General features: G+C 45.2%; 18 protein-coding genes, 4 tRNA genes, 1 pseudogene and 1 riboswitch. Of the genes and pseudogenes, 8 read left to right on the top strand and 15 right to left on the bottom strand.

What is annotated here, in order from left to right; genetic code table 11:
• Window positions 1–128: 128 nt before the first annotated feature.
• Window positions 129–1,361: an exodeoxyribonuclease VII large subunit gene (gene xseA / locus AC5JL3_RS22650; RefSeq protein ID WP_496076626.1), complete on the bottom strand. Its 1,233-nt coding sequence runs from the start codon at window positions 1,359–1,361 to the stop codon at window positions 129–131.
• Window positions 1,362–1,751: 390 nt separating this feature from the next.
• Between xseA and recA the strand changes: the two genes are divergently transcribed.
• Window positions 1,752–2,828, top strand: coding sequence for a recombinase RecA (gene recA / locus AC5JL3_RS22645; protein ID WP_496076625.1), 1,077 nt, complete (start codon window positions 1,752–1,754; stop codon window positions 2,826–2,828).
• A gap of 68 nt (window positions 2,829–2,896) precedes the next feature.
• Here the strand turns inward: recA and AC5JL3_RS22640 are convergent, their stop codons facing one another.
• Together AC5JL3_RS22640 and AC5JL3_RS22635 are read right to left on the bottom strand one after the other, a co-directional pair.
• Entirely contained in the window at window positions 2,897–3,625 is a 729-nt protein-coding gene (locus AC5JL3_RS22640; protein ID WP_496076624.1) for an FHA domain-containing protein, read from the bottom strand.
• A 208-nt stretch (window positions 3,626–3,833) separates the two neighbouring features.
• On the bottom strand, window positions 3,834–4,133 hold the full coding sequence (locus AC5JL3_RS22635) for a DUF3493 domain-containing protein (RefSeq protein WP_496076623.1): 300 nt from the start codon (window positions 4,131–4,133) through the stop codon (window positions 3,834–3,836).
• Between the two features lie 148 nt (window positions 4,134–4,281).
• Between AC5JL3_RS22635 and AC5JL3_RS22630 the strand changes: the two genes are divergently transcribed.
• Window positions 4,282–4,353, top strand: a tRNA-Thr gene (locus AC5JL3_RS22630).
• Between the two features lie 55 nt (window positions 4,354–4,408).
• Here the strand turns inward: AC5JL3_RS22630 and AC5JL3_RS22625 are convergent.
• The 5 genes from AC5JL3_RS22625 to AC5JL3_RS22605 all read right to left on the bottom strand — a co-directional run bounded on the left by AC5JL3_RS22625 (window position 4,409) and on the right by AC5JL3_RS22605 (window position 5,751).
• Window positions 4,409–5,011: a Uma2 family endonuclease gene (locus AC5JL3_RS22625; protein WP_496076628.1), complete on the bottom strand. Its 603-nt coding sequence runs from the start codon at window positions 5,009–5,011 to the stop codon at window positions 4,409–4,411.
• An 86-nt stretch (window positions 5,012–5,097) separates the two neighbouring features.
• Entirely contained in the window at window positions 5,098–5,283 is a 186-nt protein-coding gene (locus AC5JL3_RS22620; RefSeq protein WP_496076622.1) for a hypothetical protein, read from the bottom strand.
• A 1-nt stretch (window position 5,284) separates the two neighbouring features.
• A tRNA-Thr gene (locus tag AC5JL3_RS22615) sits at window positions 5,285–5,356 on the bottom strand.
• 72 nt (window positions 5,357–5,428) lie between these two features.
• Window positions 5,429–5,513 (bottom strand) — tRNA-Tyr (locus AC5JL3_RS22610).
• A gap of 97 nt (window positions 5,514–5,610) precedes the next feature.
• Complete coding sequence (locus AC5JL3_RS22605) at window positions 5,611–5,751, bottom strand: hypothetical protein (RefSeq protein WP_192219685.1); 141 nt, start codon at window positions 5,749–5,751, stop codon at window positions 5,611–5,613.
• A 180-nt stretch (window positions 5,752–5,931) separates the two neighbouring features.
• On the opposite strand from AC5JL3_RS22605, the gene AC5JL3_RS22600 reads away from it, so the two are divergent.
• Window positions 5,932–6,948 carry an SGNH/GDSL hydrolase family protein gene (locus AC5JL3_RS22600; protein WP_496076621.1) on the top strand — a complete coding sequence of 339 codons (1,017 nt, stop codon included), beginning with the start codon at window positions 5,932–5,934 and terminating at the stop codon, window positions 6,946–6,948.
• 12 nt (window positions 6,949–6,960) lie between these two features.
• On the opposite strand, the gene AC5JL3_RS22595 is transcribed toward AC5JL3_RS22600, so the two are convergent.
• Window positions 6,961–8,034, bottom strand: a complete 1,074-nt coding sequence (locus AC5JL3_RS22595) for a Gfo/Idh/MocA family oxidoreductase (protein WP_496076627.1) — start codon at window positions 8,032–8,034, stop codon at window positions 6,961–6,963.
• Window positions 8,035–8,386: 352 nt separating this feature from the next.
• On the opposite strand from AC5JL3_RS22595, the gene queC reads away from it, so the two are divergent.
• Window positions 8,387–9,085: a 7-cyano-7-deazaguanine synthase QueC gene (gene queC, locus AC5JL3_RS22590; protein WP_496076620.1), complete on the top strand. Its 699-nt coding sequence runs from the start codon at window positions 8,387–8,389 to the stop codon at window positions 9,083–9,085.
• A gap of 181 nt (window positions 9,086–9,266) precedes the next feature.
• Here the strand turns inward: queC and AC5JL3_RS22585 are convergent, their stop codons facing one another.
• Both AC5JL3_RS22585 and AC5JL3_RS22580 read right to left on the bottom strand, forming a co-directional pair.
• Window positions 9,267–10,793, bottom strand: coding sequence for a hemolysin family protein (locus AC5JL3_RS22585; protein WP_496076619.1), 1,527 nt, complete (start codon window positions 10,791–10,793; stop codon window positions 9,267–9,269).
• Between the two features lie 71 nt (window positions 10,794–10,864).
• Window positions 10,865–11,587 carry a hypothetical protein gene (locus tag AC5JL3_RS22580; RefSeq protein WP_496076618.1) on the bottom strand — a complete coding sequence of 241 codons (723 nt, stop codon included), beginning with the start codon at window positions 11,585–11,587 and terminating at the stop codon, window positions 10,865–10,867.
• A 389-nt stretch (window positions 11,588–11,976) separates the two neighbouring features.
• Here AC5JL3_RS22580 and AC5JL3_RS22575 point away from each other — a divergent pair.
• Window positions 11,977–12,049 (top strand) — tRNA-Ile (locus tag AC5JL3_RS22575).
• 37 nt (window positions 12,050–12,086) lie between these two features.
• On the opposite strand, the gene AC5JL3_RS22570 is transcribed toward AC5JL3_RS22575, so the two are convergent.
• Window positions 12,087–12,542, bottom strand: coding sequence for a hypothetical protein (locus tag AC5JL3_RS22570; RefSeq protein ID WP_192219681.1), 456 nt, complete (start codon window positions 12,540–12,542; stop codon window positions 12,087–12,089).
• A 109-nt stretch (window positions 12,543–12,651) separates the two neighbouring features.
• Between AC5JL3_RS22570 and pyrE the strand changes: the two genes are divergently transcribed.
• Window positions 12,652–13,263: an orotate phosphoribosyltransferase gene (gene pyrE / locus AC5JL3_RS22565; protein WP_496076617.1), complete on the top strand. Its 612-nt coding sequence runs from the start codon at window positions 12,652–12,654 to the stop codon at window positions 13,261–13,263.
• Window positions 13,264–13,457: 194 nt separating this feature from the next.
• Here pyrE and thiC read toward each other — a convergent pair whose 3' ends face one another.
• A complete protein-coding gene (gene thiC / locus AC5JL3_RS22560; RefSeq protein WP_496076616.1) occupies window positions 13,458–14,831 on the bottom strand; it encodes a phosphomethylpyrimidine synthase in 1,374 nt (457 codons plus the stop codon).
• A gap of 6 nt (window positions 14,832–14,837) precedes the next feature.
• A riboswitch (TPP riboswitch) is annotated at window positions 14,838–14,933 on the bottom strand.
• A gap of 79 nt (window positions 14,934–15,012) precedes the next feature.
• Entirely contained in the window at window positions 15,013–15,141 is a 129-nt protein-coding gene (locus AC5JL3_RS22555; RefSeq protein WP_496076615.1) for a hypothetical protein, read from the bottom strand.
• Window positions 15,142–15,232: 91 nt separating this feature from the next.
• Between AC5JL3_RS22555 and AC5JL3_RS22550 the strand changes: the two genes are divergently transcribed.
• Window positions 15,233–16,063 carry a hypothetical protein gene (locus AC5JL3_RS22550; protein WP_496076614.1) on the top strand — a complete coding sequence of 277 codons (831 nt, stop codon included), beginning with the start codon at window positions 15,233–15,235 and terminating at the stop codon, window positions 16,061–16,063.
• Window positions 16,064–16,240: 177 nt separating this feature from the next.
• A complete protein-coding gene (locus tag AC5JL3_RS22545) occupies window positions 16,241–17,149 on the top strand; it encodes a WD40 repeat domain-containing protein (protein WP_496076613.1) in 909 nt (302 codons plus the stop codon).
• A 45-nt stretch (window positions 17,150–17,194) separates the two neighbouring features.
• On the opposite strand, the pseudogene AC5JL3_RS22540 reads toward AC5JL3_RS22545, so the two are convergent.
• A pseudogene (locus AC5JL3_RS22540) lies at window positions 17,195–17,635 on the bottom strand (Uma2 family endonuclease); the annotation flags it as partial.
• Between the last annotated feature and the right edge of the window lie 62 nt (window positions 17,636–17,697).

Raw genomic sequence — 17,697 nt, 5'->3', positions numbered from 1 at the left:
AAGAAAGATGTGACTAATGCATAGCTTTTTAAGGGGGATTTAGGGGGATCTGAATTTAATGGGGAAGTTTGAAAACACGCCCTAGTGCTTCAAATGTGGAGAAAGCGTAAGTCCTGAGACATCAAATTTTAATCCAGAATCTTTGTGATTTTGGCTTTAACTTGACCCTCACCAAGCTGTATTTGTACTTCTTGTCCAGGAACTAGATTAGTGGCTGAACGAGCGATAGTTCCGTTTTCCCTGCGTACCACCGCATAGCCTCGTTTCAGAACATTCTCAGGGTCAAGTGTTGCTAGTTTCTGTCGCAGAAATTCGCAATGTTGGCTAGCTTGACGTAGACGGCGTGATGTTGCCTGCATCAATTGCTGACGTTGCTTAGCGATCGCTTTTTGTTCGTCCCGCAGTTGTCGCTCAAGAGGTAAACGTCCTAAGCGCTCTTGTAGACGTTGCAGGTGATGATTCGAGGTATTTAAAACTTGAGTCACAGCGTTCTCAAGGGCACGTTGTCGTTGTTGGTGTTCAGCATAGAGCGTCACCAGTTCTGGAACTGCCAGTTCTGCCGCAGCAGTTGGTGTGTGAGCATAAGCGTCAGCCACTAAGTCAGCCAGAGATTCATCACGTTGATGACCAATCCCCGTCAGTACAGGAATTGAACATTCTGCGATCGCTCTTACCACGCGCTCATCATTAAAGCAAGCCAAATCCTCAGAAGCTCCTCCTCCGCGTGACAAAATCAGCAATTGCGCTCTCTCATCTCGCTCAACCCGCTCAATCGCGGCAACGATAGAGTCAGGCGCTAGTTCACCTTGCACCTGAGCGGGTGATAACAAGACTTGCAAACCAGGATAGCGACGCTTAAGAGTGCGTTGAATATCTCCCCAAGCCGCCGCTTGAGGTGACGTGACAACACCAATAATCTGAGGATGAGTAGGAAGCGATCGCTTTCGTTCTTCATCAAATAGCCCTTCTGCCTCCAACCGATTCCGTAGCTGCCGATATCGCAACGCCTGTAACCCTTCACCCGCAGGCAAGGCTTGCCAAACACTAAGTTGATATTGTCCCCGTTGTGGATAAACCCGAAGACTACCTAAAACAATCAGTTGCTCTCCTGAGACTGGCAACTGCACTAATTTGCTTAGCTGAGAAGTCCATACCACGCACTGAATCGAGGCTTTTGACCCTGGGTCTTGGAGTGTGAAAAACAACCCACTTCGGTGCCGATTCGCACTAGAAACTTCACCAGTGACCCAAACCTGCCGGAGTTGCTCATCCTGCTCTAACAACTCCTGAATATAGTCTGTTAACCCCGCTACAGACAGAGTTACCTCAGGAACCAGTGAATTGGAGAAAGAGAATGTCATCTTTTTTACTAAACTACCTAGTGAAATTACGTAATCTACAGATTAAACACTCACCCTAAGCCATCATCTCGATGTCACCTGAATAAAGTGTCTGCTATCATTAGCAATTCCTAGAATTACATCGTCGAAAGTGCAGAAGGCACAAGCTTTCTCGGCGCTTGTTCAGCGATGAGTACAACTGGGTAGAATTACAAAAAAATAATATATCTACACAGTTGCCAAAGCCCTGAATCTGGAAAGGTTCAGCTAGCTGTATGCCTTTATTTGAAAGAATTTCAGCATTTTACTTCAGGAGGGCGTTGCCTTCAATAATCCTGAGCTGAGCGTTAAAATAGAAAGACTTGACCTGGTAATTCCCAACACATCCTATCCCCACTTCTTGAGGCATTAATGGCTACCCAAATCACAAATAGTCCCGATAAGGAAAAAGCTCTAAACCTGGTGCTGAACCAGATTGAGCGCAGCTTCGGTAAAGGCTCGATCATGCGCTTGGGAGATGCCACCCGGATGAAGGTGGAAACCATCTCCAGTGGGGCAATTACATTGGATTTAGCCTTGGGTGGTGGCTTGCCGAAAGGGCGAGTCATTGAGATTTATGGCCCAGAAAGTTCTGGTAAAACAACGCTTGCCTTGCACGCGGTGGCAGAAGTGCAAAAATCCGGAGGTGTTGCGGCTTTCGTTGATGCGGAACACGCCCTCGACCCTACCTATTCAGCCGCTTTGGGGGTTGATATTGAAAACCTGTTAGTTTCCCAGCCGGATAATGGTGAGGCAGCGCTGGAAATTGTTGATCAGTTGGTACGCTCTTCCGCTGTCGATATTGTCGTTATTGACTCGGTAGCTGCCTTGGTGCCTCGTGCAGAAATTGAAGGCGAAATGGGCGACAACCAAGTAGGCTTACAGGCGCGTTTGATGAGTAAAGCGCTGCGTAAAGTCGCTGGAAACATTGGTAAATCTGGCTGTACAGTCATTTTCCTCAACCAGCTACGCCAAAAAATTGGTGTTACCTACGGCAGCCCAGAAGTCACAACTGGCGGTAATGCTCTTAAGTTCTATGCTTCGGTTCGTCTCGATATTCGTCGGATTCAAACCCTGAAGAAGGGGAGTGAAGGCGAGTACGGCATCCGTGCCAAAGTCAAGGTGGCAAAGAATAAAGTCGCGCCTCCTTTCCGGATTGCAGAGTTTGACATTATCTTTGGTAGTGGCATTTCTCGCTTGGGCTGCTTAGTTGACTTGGCAGAACAAACAGGTGTAATTAACCGCAAGGGAGCCTGGTACAGCTACAACGGCGACAATATTGGTCAAGGTCGTGACAATACCATTAAGTACATGGAAGAGCGTCCTGAATTTGCTGAGAATGTTGATCGCCAGGTGCGTGAGCAATTAGATATGGGCGCTGTCGTTCAAGCTAACTCCGTCACGCCTGTGGAAATTGAAGAGGAAGAAGAACTGTACGAGGAAATCTAATTGTGGTAGGTGAGAAGTTAGGGAGAAGGCAATCCCCTTTTCCCTTTCATCTTCCCTTGTCGCTTTCCCTAGTTATGCTCAATTACCCTTTGAATGTGGCGGCTATAAAAGCGGTCTAAAATATCTGACTGCTGAGCAGGGCTTAACTGGGGAATTGAAACCTCCAGCACTGAGCCTCTAAGGTTGGATTCTTCTTGCAAAAAGTGAGATGTCTCCTCTTTACGTTCTATCTGTTCAGTCATTGGTGATTTCCGGACTACAGATTGCAAAGCTGGTACTTCTTCCGTAAGGGTTGCCAGTTTCGCCAAGATATCAGGCGGAGTTTCGTCTAACCTTTGAGTGTCGTTGCACAGGAAAAAGGAAAAGGTGAGGTTACTAAGCCGAACGCGATCGCCATCTCTGAGCAAACGACGACCCTGCAAAGGTTCCCCATTCACAAAAGAGCCATTCGTACTACCGAGATCAACAAGGTAAAAACCCTGGTTTTGAATGTACTGAATCGCTGCATGATGCCGAGACAGACGGCGATCGGGAATAGGGATGGACAGTTGGCGATCGCGACCAATTGTCCAGATTCCTTGCGATTGAAGTAGAGTTTGGGTTCTCCCATTGGCTAGGTTGCTGACAATATAGGCGCTTTGACCTTGAATAACGCCAGTCACACAGCGAGTAGCAATACTAGCGAAGGTTTTGTAGTTGGTTTTTTCTAGCTGGAGAATCTCATCTAGTAAGCCGCGATGATGCTCATAGAGCTTGAGAAAGACCTGGTATAGACCTAGTCGCTGTTCGATTTCCATAGCTTCGGATGAACTCGACAGAGGTAAGTATCTGTAGAGCAATAAATTGGCAAGAATGAAAAGGTTAATTAGTCGCTTGCCAAGGAGACAGGGAGTACTGTCAGTAAGTTAAGTAATATGACTGACTCTTACACCCAGTGACCAGAGACCAAAATACTAAAAACTTCTTTCATAAATTTACCCGCATCTTTACTCGAACTACTCCTCCTTAAGGTTTACGTTCCCCTCGTTGTTCCAGGCGAAATAGCCAAACCATCAAGGCGACTACACCAACTTGCAGAGCTAAGTTAGGAAGGGCTGTAGCAACTTCGTTGCCAGCCGCTAACTGAGCGAGGAAGACGACAGCACCAATAAAGCCAGAGCTTGCGAAAGTAAAATAAATGAATTTCCTTAAACCCCGGTAGGGAGCTTTTGTTTCAGCTTTCAATCTTGCAAACTGTTCTGGGTTAAGCTGTCCTGGGTTAACTTTGGAATTAGCCTTACGCTTTTTTGAAGTCGAGTTTGCCATTTGGTTGGGTTGTGCGTATGTGCCTCAATCTTGCCATGACGACGAAAATCTGACCGTGGCTCAAGTCGTTCTTGAGTTAAAAAGTCTCACAGTAAGTGGATGTAGATTTGAATATACTCCATAAAGCTTGCTATATTAGTCTACTGGTGCCGGTGTAGCTCAGTGGTAGAGCATTCGATTCGTAATCGAACGGTCGGCGGTTCAAATCCGCCCATCGGCTTTAGCTATCTGTACAGTGACTAATTGCTGTCACTGCCTTAAGCGCTCAATTCTCTCTATTCAAAAATAGGTTGCAAATCTAATACAAATCCAGGTAAAACCTCTTCACCCGATAACGTCGCAGGAGACTGTAACACTTCAACCGCTTGGTTAGGTCGATAAATTTCTACTTGCCGAGTTCTAGGATTAATCAACCACCCTAAACGTAGCCCATTATCAACGTACTCCTGCATTTTTGTCCGGGTTTCTTCCACATCATCCGTTTCCGAAACCAGTTCTACAGCAAAATCAGGACATAAAGGCAAAAATTTCTTCCGTTGGGCAGCCGTTAACGCATCCCATCGCTCCATTCTGATCCATGCTACATCTGGAGAACGAGTCGCCCCCTGAGGTAATCGAAAACCTGTAGAAGAATCAAACGCTTTACCAAGACGAGTTTTGCGGTTCCAATACCAAAGCTGACCGTCTAACTCAAAATTGCGTGAAGCGAAGCTATCCCGAAGGGAATCGCCTGTTTCTCTACCTGTAGGCGGCATAATGATTAATTCCCCTTTAGCGGTCAATTCCAAGCGCAGTTCGCGATTCGCCGCCGCCAATTGTTCAAACTGCTCGTCAGTCAGTTTGAGGACTGGGGGTAATTGTAGGGTTAAGGCACTCATATTAATTGGATGGACATAGTTGAACGCTAGATTTCGTACCGTTCTCATGCAAGGAGGATGTCAACTGTTCCCACACTCCCAAGGTTTCACTCCTCAGAAATAGTTAAAACTAATTGATGAGGATAAACGGTTTCTACCCCAATTGTCTCTATAAACAACCCAGGTTCATCTTGAGTAGCTGGCACAAAATCTTCCTGCTCATCGTACTTAACCCAATTGCCAAATAATTCAACAATGTAGGATAACTGTACAACTGCATCTAAATTTTTCAAAAGCCCGTGATGAGGATTGAACTCACGACCTCACCCTTACCAAGGGTGTGCTCTACCACTGAGCTACACGGGCGATTAGAGTGTTTGAATACAGAACTAAGCTAAAGGGAGAATCAGTTCATGACTCAAAGCAAAGAAGTATTTGTGGTGGGCCGAGCTGGATTTGAACCAGCGTAGGCGTAGCCAGCGGATTTACAGTCCGCCCCCATTAACCACTCGGGCATCGACCCATTTGTCCCACAAACATAAATGTTAGCACAACTAACCACAAAACTCTATATTTTTTTTGACAGCGTTGATACCAACTACTTTGAACGCTGGATTGAGTTAGCTTGCAGTGTAAGCGGACTGAAGTGCCCACCACACAAGGAATCCAATACTACCCAAAACTAGCACTGCCGAAATAGCGATCGCAATGGGAGTATCGGCTCCCTTAAACTTCATGATTCCACGGTTTAAGTCTGACATATTGCTTTAACTCCTCTATTAGTGAAAGCGAGGCAACTACTCGAATATCTCCTTGTCTAGGTTAGCGATCAAAGAAGGCTATTCCATAATTCAAAGGGTTGATTTAACAAAGAGAAATTGGTATCAGATGAAAGCGCAAGCATTATCCAAAGAGGGTTCCTTTAGCTAAGGAGAACATCGGTGAAACTCTTGCTGCTAATTTTGGCAGTGATATTCGGATTGTTGCTGTTTCTCGAAACCAGCTTACGATTGCTGCTGGGCTTCGGCAATCCACCTATCTACATCACTGATGAGAAAATTGGCTACCTACTAGCACCGAATCAACGCACACGGCGATTTGGCAATCGCATTGCAATTAATGAGTTTTCGATGCGGAGTGCAACTATCAGCATGATGCGACCTGCCTCAACACTGCGGGTGTTGCTGCTGGGAGATTCTGTCGCTAATGGGGCATGGTGGACAGACCAAAACCAGATAATTTCAGCGCTCATTGCTACTCAACTCAAGACTTTGGTGTGTAAAGCATCTCCCGAAAACCTGAAGGCAAAAAGCTCGTTTGAGCAAGTAGAAGTCCTGAATGCTTCTGCCAATTCTTGGGGGCCACGCAATGAGTTAGCGTATTTACAACGATTTGGCACATTCAATGCTCAAGTGGTAGTGCTACTCATTAATACAGATGACTTATTTGCGACAGCACCAACTTCCATCCCAGTAGGACGCGATCGCAACTACCCAAACCACAAACCTCCTACTGCTTTAGCAGAAGTGTTTAACCGCTATGTGTTGAAACCTCCCTCGATACCGGAGATGAATGCAGTAAATGCAGAACCCGGTGACCGTGTAGGTTTCAACTTAGAAGCGATTCGACAAATTCAAACCTTAACCAACGCCAATGGTGCTGAGTTGGTACTAGCAATGACACCACTGTTGCGGGAAATTGGCAACCCAGGCTCACGCGACTATGAGCTAAAAGCGCGTATACGCCTCACTGAGCTAATAAAAGACCTAGAAATGACCTATTTAGATTTTCTGCCCGTTTTCAATCGCACGGAAGTGCCACAGACGTTATACCGTGACCATATCCACCTGAGTCCCAAAGGGAATCAGGTCGTTAGTGAAATAATAGGGCGATCGCTTTCACCATTGCTAGCAGCAACAGCCCTACTGCCTACAACTGAAACAACGACAAGCGACTGACTATTTAGCTCCTCAAATAGAAACCGTTACAACTGTCGAATTGATCTCACGAGATTCCCTATCTAGGGATTGCCAAACTTGCCCATCCAGAGCCATCTGCTCAATTAAACTAGCTAGACGTAGCGCCTTAAGTGCCTGTTCGCCACCGACAGAAGGTTGATTACCACCTCGAACACAATTGACAAAATGTTCTAATTCTGCGTGTAGTGGTTCAATATTACTGGTATGAACCTTCTCGATTAATCCATCCTGCCGATACAGTACCTGACCATAATCTGTCATACAATTGGCTGTCGTTTGGCGATGAATCAGAATCTCGTTGTTGAGAAAATCTGCCTCAGTTAGCGAATTCTTACAATGTGCGGCAATGCGACGGATTTTACGGTGTGTCACTTTACTGGCTGTTAGAGTAGCGACAATGCCGTTGGCGAAGCCCAAACTCGCAGTCACATAATCTAAATACCCAGAATCAGAAGCACGACTACCACTCGCTGTTAGTCGAACTACAGGAGTAGCTGCCAGTTCCAACAGTAAGTCAATGTCATGAATCATTAAATCCAGGACAACGGAGACATCATTTGCACGGTTGGAGTAGGGACTTAGGCGGTGAGCTTCTAACGCCAGCAATTCTTCTGTCTTGAGAACTTTACTGAGTTCTTGAAAAGCGGGATTAAAGCGTTCGATATGACCGACTTGGAGAATGCATCTGTATTCGGCGGCTGCATTCACCAACGACTCTGCCTCCGCAATACTGGCAGCGATCGGTTTTTCAATCAAGACATGAATTCCTGCTTGTAGACAAGTCATCCCGACTGCGTGATGCAGTTTCGTCGGTACGGCAATACAAACAGCATCAACATAGGGAAAAAGGTCGTGATAATCTTCAAAGAACCGAACACGGTACTTGCTTGCTGTATCCAAACCCCGCTCAACATTAATATCTGCCACACCCACCAATTCCACGTCTTTTAGAAGACTCAAAACGCGGGTATGATGCTGCCCCATATTACCAACGCCGATCACACCAATTCTGATTGGTTGAGGCATATTGCGCTGCACATGGGTATCTGGATGTCTTTGGCACATTCTATCTTGCACTCTTATCTGCTCCTCCACCACGGGAACTAAGTCGATTTACTTACTCTCTCGCCGCCTTAAACCATCCAGATAGTACCACAGCACCTCTAAATGTGAAGAATTCCAAAGTTTTGCTCAGCTCCCTTTGATTAAGGAAGTCTATAGAGCGGTCAGGCTGTTTTTATTGTGATTTTATTAGTTTTAGAATTATTGCGGAATGTGTCAGTTTTTAGGTTGTCCATTACTTTATGGATTATTAGTCATTCGTCACCATAGCGGTTCTCGATTGAGCTAAGTACAGTCAAAAGTTTGAAGGTTGTAGGCTGTAAAGTTAATCGCTTATGCATGAGGAATTTTTATTTTGAAAGCAGTTATTTTGTTGTCTGGAGGCTTGGACTCTTCTACCGTTTTGTATCAAGCTGCATCACAAGGGTATGAGTGTTATGCTATTTCCTTCGATTATCAGCAACGGCACCGACGGGAGCTAGAAGCAGCAAAAGCGATCGCACGTTGTGCTGGTGTTCAGGAACATCAAGTCGTAAGCTTTGACCTACGGCAGTGGGGCGGTTCGGCACTGACGGATGAGGCTATTGATATACCAGAGTATCGCTCTCTCGATCAGATGTCTCAAAACATTCCAATTACCTATGTTCCAGCACGAAATACAATTTTTTTGAGCTTCGGCTTGTCTTATGCAGAAGCAACAGGCGCACAGCGTGTTTATGTAGGAGTCAACGCTTTGGATTATTCTGGCTATCCAGATTGCCGTCCTGACTATATCCAGGCAATGCAGACAGTTTTTAATTTAGGAACAAAACAGGGACGTGAGGGAAAAGAAATTGCGATCGCCACGCCTCTAATTAACCTCAAGAAAACAGCAATCATTGAGCTAGGTAACCGACTTGGTGTTCCTTGGGAAGAAACTTGGTCTTGCTATACAGGTGGCGACGAGGCGTGTGGTGTCTGTGATTCCTGCCAGTTGAGGCTTGCGGCTTTTGCTGAATTGGGACTAAAAGACCCAGTTCCCTATGCACTCAGGCATGAAGCAATAGGAGCGTAATTCACCCTAAGTTGCTATCAAATATATAGCAGAAAGCCGTCAGCTATCAGCTATCAGCTTTTTTGTTTTCCTTGCTCTCTACGCAAGTTTCACACACCTCCCGCTGTACCTCATCTCTCCAGGAAACCGCTATATAACCTCCCCTACTTCCCCTGCTCCGTCTGCTCTCCCTACCTCCTCTCTACCTATCGCCGACATTCCCCTCAAAATCTTCGTCTGAGTTCTTAGAGGACGTGTCCTTACTATCACTCTTGACATTGTCCACTGGAGTATCTTGAGTTGAAGTCATAACTCGCATGACGGTACTCATAGAGATATCTTGCAGTTGAGGGGTTTGCTCATTTCGGTGGATACGAATTTGGTGTAGGCGTGGTCCTTGGGCCGACACAACGGTCAAGTCTAGATTCTTGTAGTGCAAGGTTTCACCTTGGCTAGGAATTTTCTGAAAGTGATAGAGCAGGAAGCCCCCTAAAGTCTGGTATTCGTCTATTAAGGGCATGTTTAAATCTAAAAGCTCGTTGACTTCTTCTAAATCCATTTGGGCTTGCACTAAGAAGGTGTGTTCATCGAGTATTTGTACTGTTGGATCTTCTTTACTTTCTGGTTCAGGGTTATCGCCGATAATTTCGGCAATCAAATCCTTAAGCGTGACTAACCCAACTGTGCCGCCGAATTCATCCACAACCATAACCATTACTAAATGCGATCGCTGCATTAGTGGCAAGAGTTCACTCAGGGGCATGATTTCGGGTACAAATCGAGCCGGACGAATCCACGACTCAATCGGTGTCTCTGGTGTTAGCTGCCCTTGGGATAGTGGTTCAGCGAGTTCTTTGAAGTAGATAATGCCACGAATGTCATCCAGGGATTCGCCTGTGACTGGATAGCGAGAATGACCTGTATTCGCAATTTCCTCTAATAAGGTCTGGAAGGGGGCACTGCTGGGAATGGCGGTAATGCTAGTGCGAGGAACCATAACTTCTGCTGCCAAAACCTCGCCAAACTCGAAGACATTATTGAGAAGTTCTCGTTCTTCGGCATCTAGTCCACTAGACTCGCGTTCGGTGGTAATGATTAGCTGTAACTCTTCTGGTGTTACTTGGTTATACCAGCCTTGACCTGTGTATTGAACACCAACTAGTCGCAGTAGCCAACGAGTCGATTGGTTGAGAATCCAGATAAAGGGTTTGAAAAAACGTGCGATCGCAAGGCTAGAAGGCCCAAGAAACCGCGCCAACTGTTCTGAGTAAATTAGCGCAACGGATTTTGGGCAGAGTTCACCTAAGACAATTTGCAGGTAGGCAATCAGAAAAAAGGCGATCGGGATCGACAAAGAGTGGGCAATAACCTGCTTAACATCCCGTGGTAGTGGCAGTTGTGCAATTACCGCCGCCACCAGGGTTGCCATCGTACTCTCACCAATCCAACCAAGTGCCAAACTTGAGAGGGTAATTCCTAATTGAGTGGTAGAAAGTAAGCGGTCGATGTTCCGTTGTAGGGATTGGACAGTTTTCGCCTGAACATCGCCTGCGTCTACCAACTGGCTAATACGCGATCGCCGCACCGAAACCATCGAAAACTCAGCCGTGACAAAAAAAGCATTGATTGCAATCAATAGTATGACTGATAACAATCGCAGCAGAATGTCCCGACTGGTAAGGTTGACAGAAACACCCACTGTTAGGAAAACCATCAGGTCAGCAACCATAAGAAAGGTAAAAGTTAAAAGGCAGGCATAAAACAATTGTTACTTGTTACTTTTACCTTGCCCCTGATGGTCTACCTCGCTACAGGAATCTCTGACATTTTTAACTGGAGTTTTTGGTCAGGGTAATCTGTCAGGGTTAGTGAAAGGTTCTTGGCATCCTCGATTAACGCTGACGGGATACTCACTGTGCCAGAAAAGGCCTCTCCATTGGCAGGTACTTCCCCTGGCAAACCCTCTGTAATCGCACTGAGAGCGCGACCTTGGTCATCTGTAACGTTCAAAAAACTGTAAAGAAACCGTACTGCATCAGATCCTTCATTCTTCAAGCTAACATTCAGCAATAAAGAACCTCCCTGCTGAACAGCAGAATTTACCTCCAGTGTCACCCCTCGATCCTGGGATTTAATCGGTAACTTTAGATCAGAATTGGTACTGGTAAATGATGCCTGAGTCGTCAAGGATTCAGGCGAAGGCTTATCCTGAGCTTCCTTAGTCTCAGTGTTCTTCGCTTGCTCATCCTCCTTATCCGTTGGCTTAGAGCTTTCGCCCTTGTTTTTGATGTACTCCTTAACGTTGAGTAAGATATCCTCTTCGCGCAAAATTGCTACCCCTTCTTTGCCAGAAGCAGCATTCTGGTTGTCCGCCAGTTTTTTGGTTGGTCGAACGTCTGGCTGGGTAACGCCTTTAAGAGCTTCATGACCAACCGTAAATCCCCACATGGCACTCACAAATCCAGCACCTAACATCATTGCCAGCAAAATTAAGGTAAGCGCTACAGTTGAGTTTAGTTTCATCAGTGATTTAATTTACTTCAATTTGCCGCACAACTTGACTGTAGGCTATACCTGTTTTACAGCTCACAGCCATTTGACACAAGAACCATCAGTTAGCATGACTTGATGCCGCAACAAACAAGCCGTCGCTGCTTTAGATGTCTGTTCTAGCATTTATTCCAAAAAAGTCAACTCTCTTGAGTTGGGTTTCCTTAAAATGAGAAGGCAACCTTTAAAAATTGCTGCATCTGGAAGCTAGTCAATCACTGTGTTCTAACAGGCTCAATCTCTTTAAAGAGACAGACATGTTACTTAATTTTATGACTTGATGAAGGCTTTCCCGAAACTAGGCATTGTCATTAGCTGCCTTCTGTTACCCGACTCAGCTTACAATAGTAAGTGAACAGTAACCAGGGTTGGCCGAGCGGTTGAGGCAGCGAACTCATAATTCGCCCAAGGCAGGTTCAACTCCTGCACCCTGGATTAGAAGTTCGCCCCTTTCATAACCATTACAACCGAGTTACTGAGGTGGCAGTGTTTCTAAGAAAAATTCACTCCCCTCTACCGGGCTGCCGAAACGACCAGGAGTTATAGGCAGTACTAGAACGCTAGTATTGTATGGATTCGGTAGATCAGGAGTACGAAGCACGGGACCAGTAGCACCCTGCTGGTAAATTGCAGAGGTATAAATAGTGTTGATGAGTGCGGCATCCCGCTCAATTTCAATCTCTGGAAAAGCCGCGTTCCCTGGTAGTCCAGGACCAATAAGGAAATCAATTTGACGCCCGGTTGAACGGTTAGTGTAAAAGTCTCCAGAATCGTTGAAAAAAGCGCGATTAAAAGTCTCTGGAATTGTCTCGATACGAATCGGCTGAAAGCGTGCTGTGTTAGTTTGTGCTGTGGCAGCAGAAGCCAATACACTGGAAGCAGCAGCAACAAATAAGGCACTGAGCAACTTTTTCAACGGTACTTGCATAATTACTCACCCACACTTTTTCTCAATACTATCTGATATTTGAGTTAAGTATAGTATTGGCTAAATTTTCGGCGTTTGCTGATTCTTAAATTTTATTTGCTGTAACTTAATGATTGACAAAATTCACCAAACCCTCTACCTAGACCTCTCAACTGATTTAACCTCCCTGCGCCAGTTATTACTGGATTTGTTTTGCGAACTAGCTTACAAAGAAGGTGATTTTGTTCTCTCTTCAGGGCAACGCAGTTCTTATTACATTAATGGCAAGCAGGTAACACTCCATCCTCAAGGAGCATTGGCTGTTGGGCGTTTGCTCTTATCCCTATTGCCGAGTGATACCAATGCGGTTGCTGGTTTGACTTTAGGAGCAGACCCAATTGTAAGTGCGGTTAGTGTTATTTCTGCATTAGAAAACCGACCAATCCCTGCGCTCATTGTTCGTAAAGAGTCGAAAGGGCATGGCACGATGGCATATATTGAAGGACCAACTCTACCAGAGGGAGCGCAGGTGGTGGTTTTGGAAGATGTCGTCACCACAGGGCAGTCAGCAATGAAAGCTGTAGAGCGTCTTAGAAATGCTGGTTATAAAGTAGAGGAGGTGATTGCGCTGGTAGACCGACAGCAAGGAGGAGTCGAGTTTTACCAGGCAGCAGGCTTGAAGTTTCAAGCTGTGTTTTCGATTGCAGACATTCAGGAGCGCTGGAGGCAGATATCAGCTTAAAGCCACGGCTTTTGGTTGAATAAAGTTAGGTTGAAAAAGTTGAGTCGTCCCATGGCTGGTTAGCCTATCAAGCTTAGGGGAATTGTACGACTCTAAGGACTTCTAGGTAATTCACCCATCTACCGCAAGTGTGATTCACTAGAGAATCTTAGGCAGGATGATGTGAATGTTTTGCCTAGAAGTCCTAGGGAGTTTTAGCTCTGACTGACGGCTTCTTTAGCGAGAAATTTCTCTAGTTCTGTCAAAGCATCGGCATCAACTTTGGTCTGCATGGGGCAGAATTTTGGACCGCACATTGAGCAGAATTCAGCGGTTTTGTAGATATCTGCGGGCAACGTTTCGTCGTGATATTCCCGTGCGCGTTCGGGGTCGAGGGAGAGTTCAAACTGGCGGTTCCAGTCGAAATTGTAGCGGGCGCGAGAGAGTTCGTCATCGCGATCGCGTGCCCCCGGACGCTGCCGTGCAATATCTGCTGCATGAGCGGCAATCTTGTAGGCAATCAAGCCATTTCGCACGTCTTCTGCATCGGGTAAACCTAAGTGTTCCTTTGGTGTCACGTAGCAAAGCATTGCCGTACCGTACCACCCAGCCATTGCTGCACCAATTGCAGAGGTGATGTGGTCATAACCAGGGGCAATATCCGTTACCAGTGGCCCTAGTACATAGAAGGGTGCTTCCGAACACTCTTCCATCTGCTTTTTGACATTAAACTCAATCTGATCCATCGGCACATGACCTGGCCCTTCCACCATCACCTGTACGTCATGTTCCCAGGCGCGACGAGTCAATTGTCCAAGAGTTTTCAGTTCCGCCAATTGAGCGGCATCAGAAGCATCATGGGTACAACCAGGACGCAGTGAATCTCCCAAACTGAAGGAGACATCGTATTTTTTGAAGATTTCGATGATGTCTTGGAAGTGGGTGTAGAGCGGGTTCTGCTTGTGGTGATGCAGCATCCACCGGGCAAGAATGCCGCCGCCACGAGAGACAATTCCCGTAAGGCGATTTTTCACCAAGGGCAAATGCTCAATCAAAATCCCCGCATGGATGGTTTGATAATCTACCCCCTGCTTGGCGTGTTTCTCAATCACATGGAGAAAGTCATCGGGGGTGAGCTTTTCAATCGTACCGTGGACACTTTCTAGGGCTTGGTACACTGGCACTGTCCCAATTGGCACAGGTGAGGCATTGATGATTGCTGTGCGAATCTCATCCAAGTTGCCGCCGCCTGTGGACAAGTCCATCACGGTATCAGCACCGTACTTCACTGCGAGTTTCAGCTTATCAACCTCTTCATCCAGATTGGAAGAGTTGGGGGAGGCTCCGATATTGGCATTCACCTTACATTTGGAGGCAATACCAATGCACATTGGCTCTAGGTTGGTGTGATTGATGTTGGCAGGGATAATCATTCGCCCCCGCGCCACTTCCTCTCGAATCAGCTCAGGTGGCAGGTTCTCCCGCTGAGCAACGTAGTGCATTTCTTCAGTAATCACACCCTGACGAGCATAGTGCATCTGTGACACATTGCTCTCGCCCTTTCGCTTGGCGATCCATTCAGTCCGCATATATTGTTCCTCTAAAAACAGCTTCCCTCCGCTGGTATTACCCAGTCTCAGGTTCTAAGGGACTATCTCAGCCTGGTGATTCAGGCACCCCTAGCTATGGTTGAGGATTGTACCACTTGGGTTTAGGCGGGTTTTAAGCAAGTATGCAAATCTTAATAGGGAGATTTGAACTCTAAACCTGCTAAGAGTTGGTGCGTAGCTGATAGAACATCACAACAACAGTGTAGTCATCCCGATTACAGCACACTTCAAAACGGCGATGAGGATAAAGTGACTTCAAGCAATTTTCCCACATTTCTTTATTTTGCATTTTTATAATTTGCGTATATTTACTGAAAGTCTCCAACGTAGACAAACTGCATAATAGTTGTAGTTACGAATCTATCTGTAGGAGATTAGATATGAATGGAATGAACGAGACAAAAATACTGAAAGATCAACAAAACCATTTTATAGGTAGACTCAAGGATGGTTTGGAAAATTTATATTCTTATGACAAACAAGGTAAATTTGGTGAAATAAAAACTATATCAGGTAAAGATTTAAGAGATATTAGGCAGTATTGCTGGGACATGGTTGATAAATTTAGGAAGGCTGCTCCTCAAGAAGTATTCAAAAATAACGTGAAGGGCAAATTAGGTGAAAAAATTGTAGAAAAATGCCTAGGAGATTTAGTGTCTCGCGTTAGATATGACATAATTCCGGAAAGTGGAGATGGAAAGGTAGACCTTACTGTAAACTCCTATCATACAATTGGCATACAGGTTAAAACACGCTATGGTAAGGCTGATGAAGTCAAATGGCTGATTGACTCAGAGGAAATAGAGAAAAACAAAGCAATAGTATGTGTCTTGCTACATAAAGAAGATTGTGAACTCGAAAACTTTGATGAATTCAAACATGAATACAAACCAATAATAGCTGGCTTTTTACCAACTGATTCCATTCATACAATGGTTAACAAAAATGAAATAGAGAAGGAGATGAGTAATGGAAAAAGCTTGGTAAAACTCACTATAAATAATTTATTGTATGGTATGGGACTAGAAAGTTATATAAAAACTCTCATCAATGACCCTGAGATTGATATTAAAATTGGCAATTCATGTATGGAAGAAAAGAATTATAAAGGGGCAGTTGAAAATTATACTAAAGCGATTAATAAAGCTATTGATATTGAGCCTGTTCCCAATTGTCATGCTGATGCTTATGAAGGTAGAGGTATTGGTTAATCTAAGTTAGGAGATGCACAGGAAGCCAAAAATGATCTAGAAAAAGCTCATGGTCTCTATCTCGATCAAGGTCGTATTGATGATGCAAAAAGAGTTTTTCATACTCTTGCTAATCTTATTACTAATTCAGTAGCTAATGACCCTCCTGAACCTCAACCAGACTATAAATGGAGCTGTTTGCATACTCTTGAGGGTCATGCTAACCCAGTTCGCTCTATCACTACTAGCCAAGACGGTCAGATTCTTGTTAGTGGGAGTGCTGATAGGACAATCAAGCTATGGAATCCGCTTACAGGAAAAGTGATTCGCACCCTCTCTGAGCATTCAGATTTAGTGAACTCTGTTGCCATTAGTCCTGATGGTCAGCTTCTTGTCAGTGGCAGTGAAGATAAGACTATCAAGCTATGGAATCCGCTTACAGGAGAACTGACTCTCACACTCCCTAACCCTCAACCTCCATTTGGAACAAGGGTTTATGGTGTTGCAGTCAGCTCTGATGGTAATACTATAGCTAGTGGCAGTAGTGATAAGAAAGTTAAATTGTGGAATCTGGATAGTGGGGAACCGTTCAAGACATTCTCTCAACATACAGAAAACGTTTTTTCTGTAGCCTTCACCCCTGATGATCAGTTTCTCGCCAGTAGCAGTAGTGATAAAACAATTATCATCTGGAATTTGAGTAGTGGAGAATATTTTCAAACTACTCCAGACTTATTTTTTATTCGCTCTATAGCCATTAGTTCTGACGGACAAATCCTCGTTAGTGGCAGTGATAACGGGAAAATCAAAGTCTGGAAGCTGAAGGACGGAGAATTACAATTACAACGCACTCTTACAGAACATCTAAATAATGGTCATGCTCATCACACAAGCCCTGCTGTTGCCATCAGCCCTGATGGGCAGGTTCTTGCTAGTGGTGGTAAAGACCAAAAAATCCATCTGTGGAATCCACATACAGGAGAACTACTCGACACCCTTTCTGGGCACTCAGGGACAATTCTCTCAGTTGCTTTTGTAGGTACTAATGGTCGTACTCTCGCTAGTGGGAGTGCTGACAACACAATCAAAATTTGGCAGCTAACTTGAGCGAGATTCCATCTCCAATAATTCCAGAAAATGCGATCTCCTAACTCAAACCTTCCCCTCAGCGCACTCAACCTGAATCACTGATTGAAACTCCTGCACAGCATCGTACTGATCGGGATGCCCAATGTAACGCAGCAATAAAGTTAAATCTAAATCTGGAAAAAAGGTACTCTGAGAAACCTCTTCATACTCCCCCTCGTTCAAGTGGAAAACCCTCAGTTGGTTAGACTTCCAGAACCAAATTTCAGGAACTTTCTTGGGTTTGTATAGCTCTCGTCTGTTGATAGTGCCACTGGTGATGATGATTTCAATGACAATATCAGGAACTTCTTTTTTGCTGCCGATACTGTAAGACTCATCGGGTGTACCAGAGGCATAACCAGGAGCTTCCAGAGTGAATCCACCACGTCTATAAAATCGGATGCCCTTTTCTCTCATGTAAGCTTCTAACAGCAAGCCAAGAGTACTTTTAATATCCTCGTGTTCTTCACCAACTGGCGTTTAGACTAATGCGCTCTAACTCAGCTTCGCTGAGTGGAGCGTAAGCA

The sequence above is a fragment of the Symplocastrum torsivum genome, assembly GCF_059505465.1.
The sequence above is the reverse complement of the archived record's forward strand: the minus strand, read 5'-3'. Positions and strand labels throughout refer to the sequence as shown.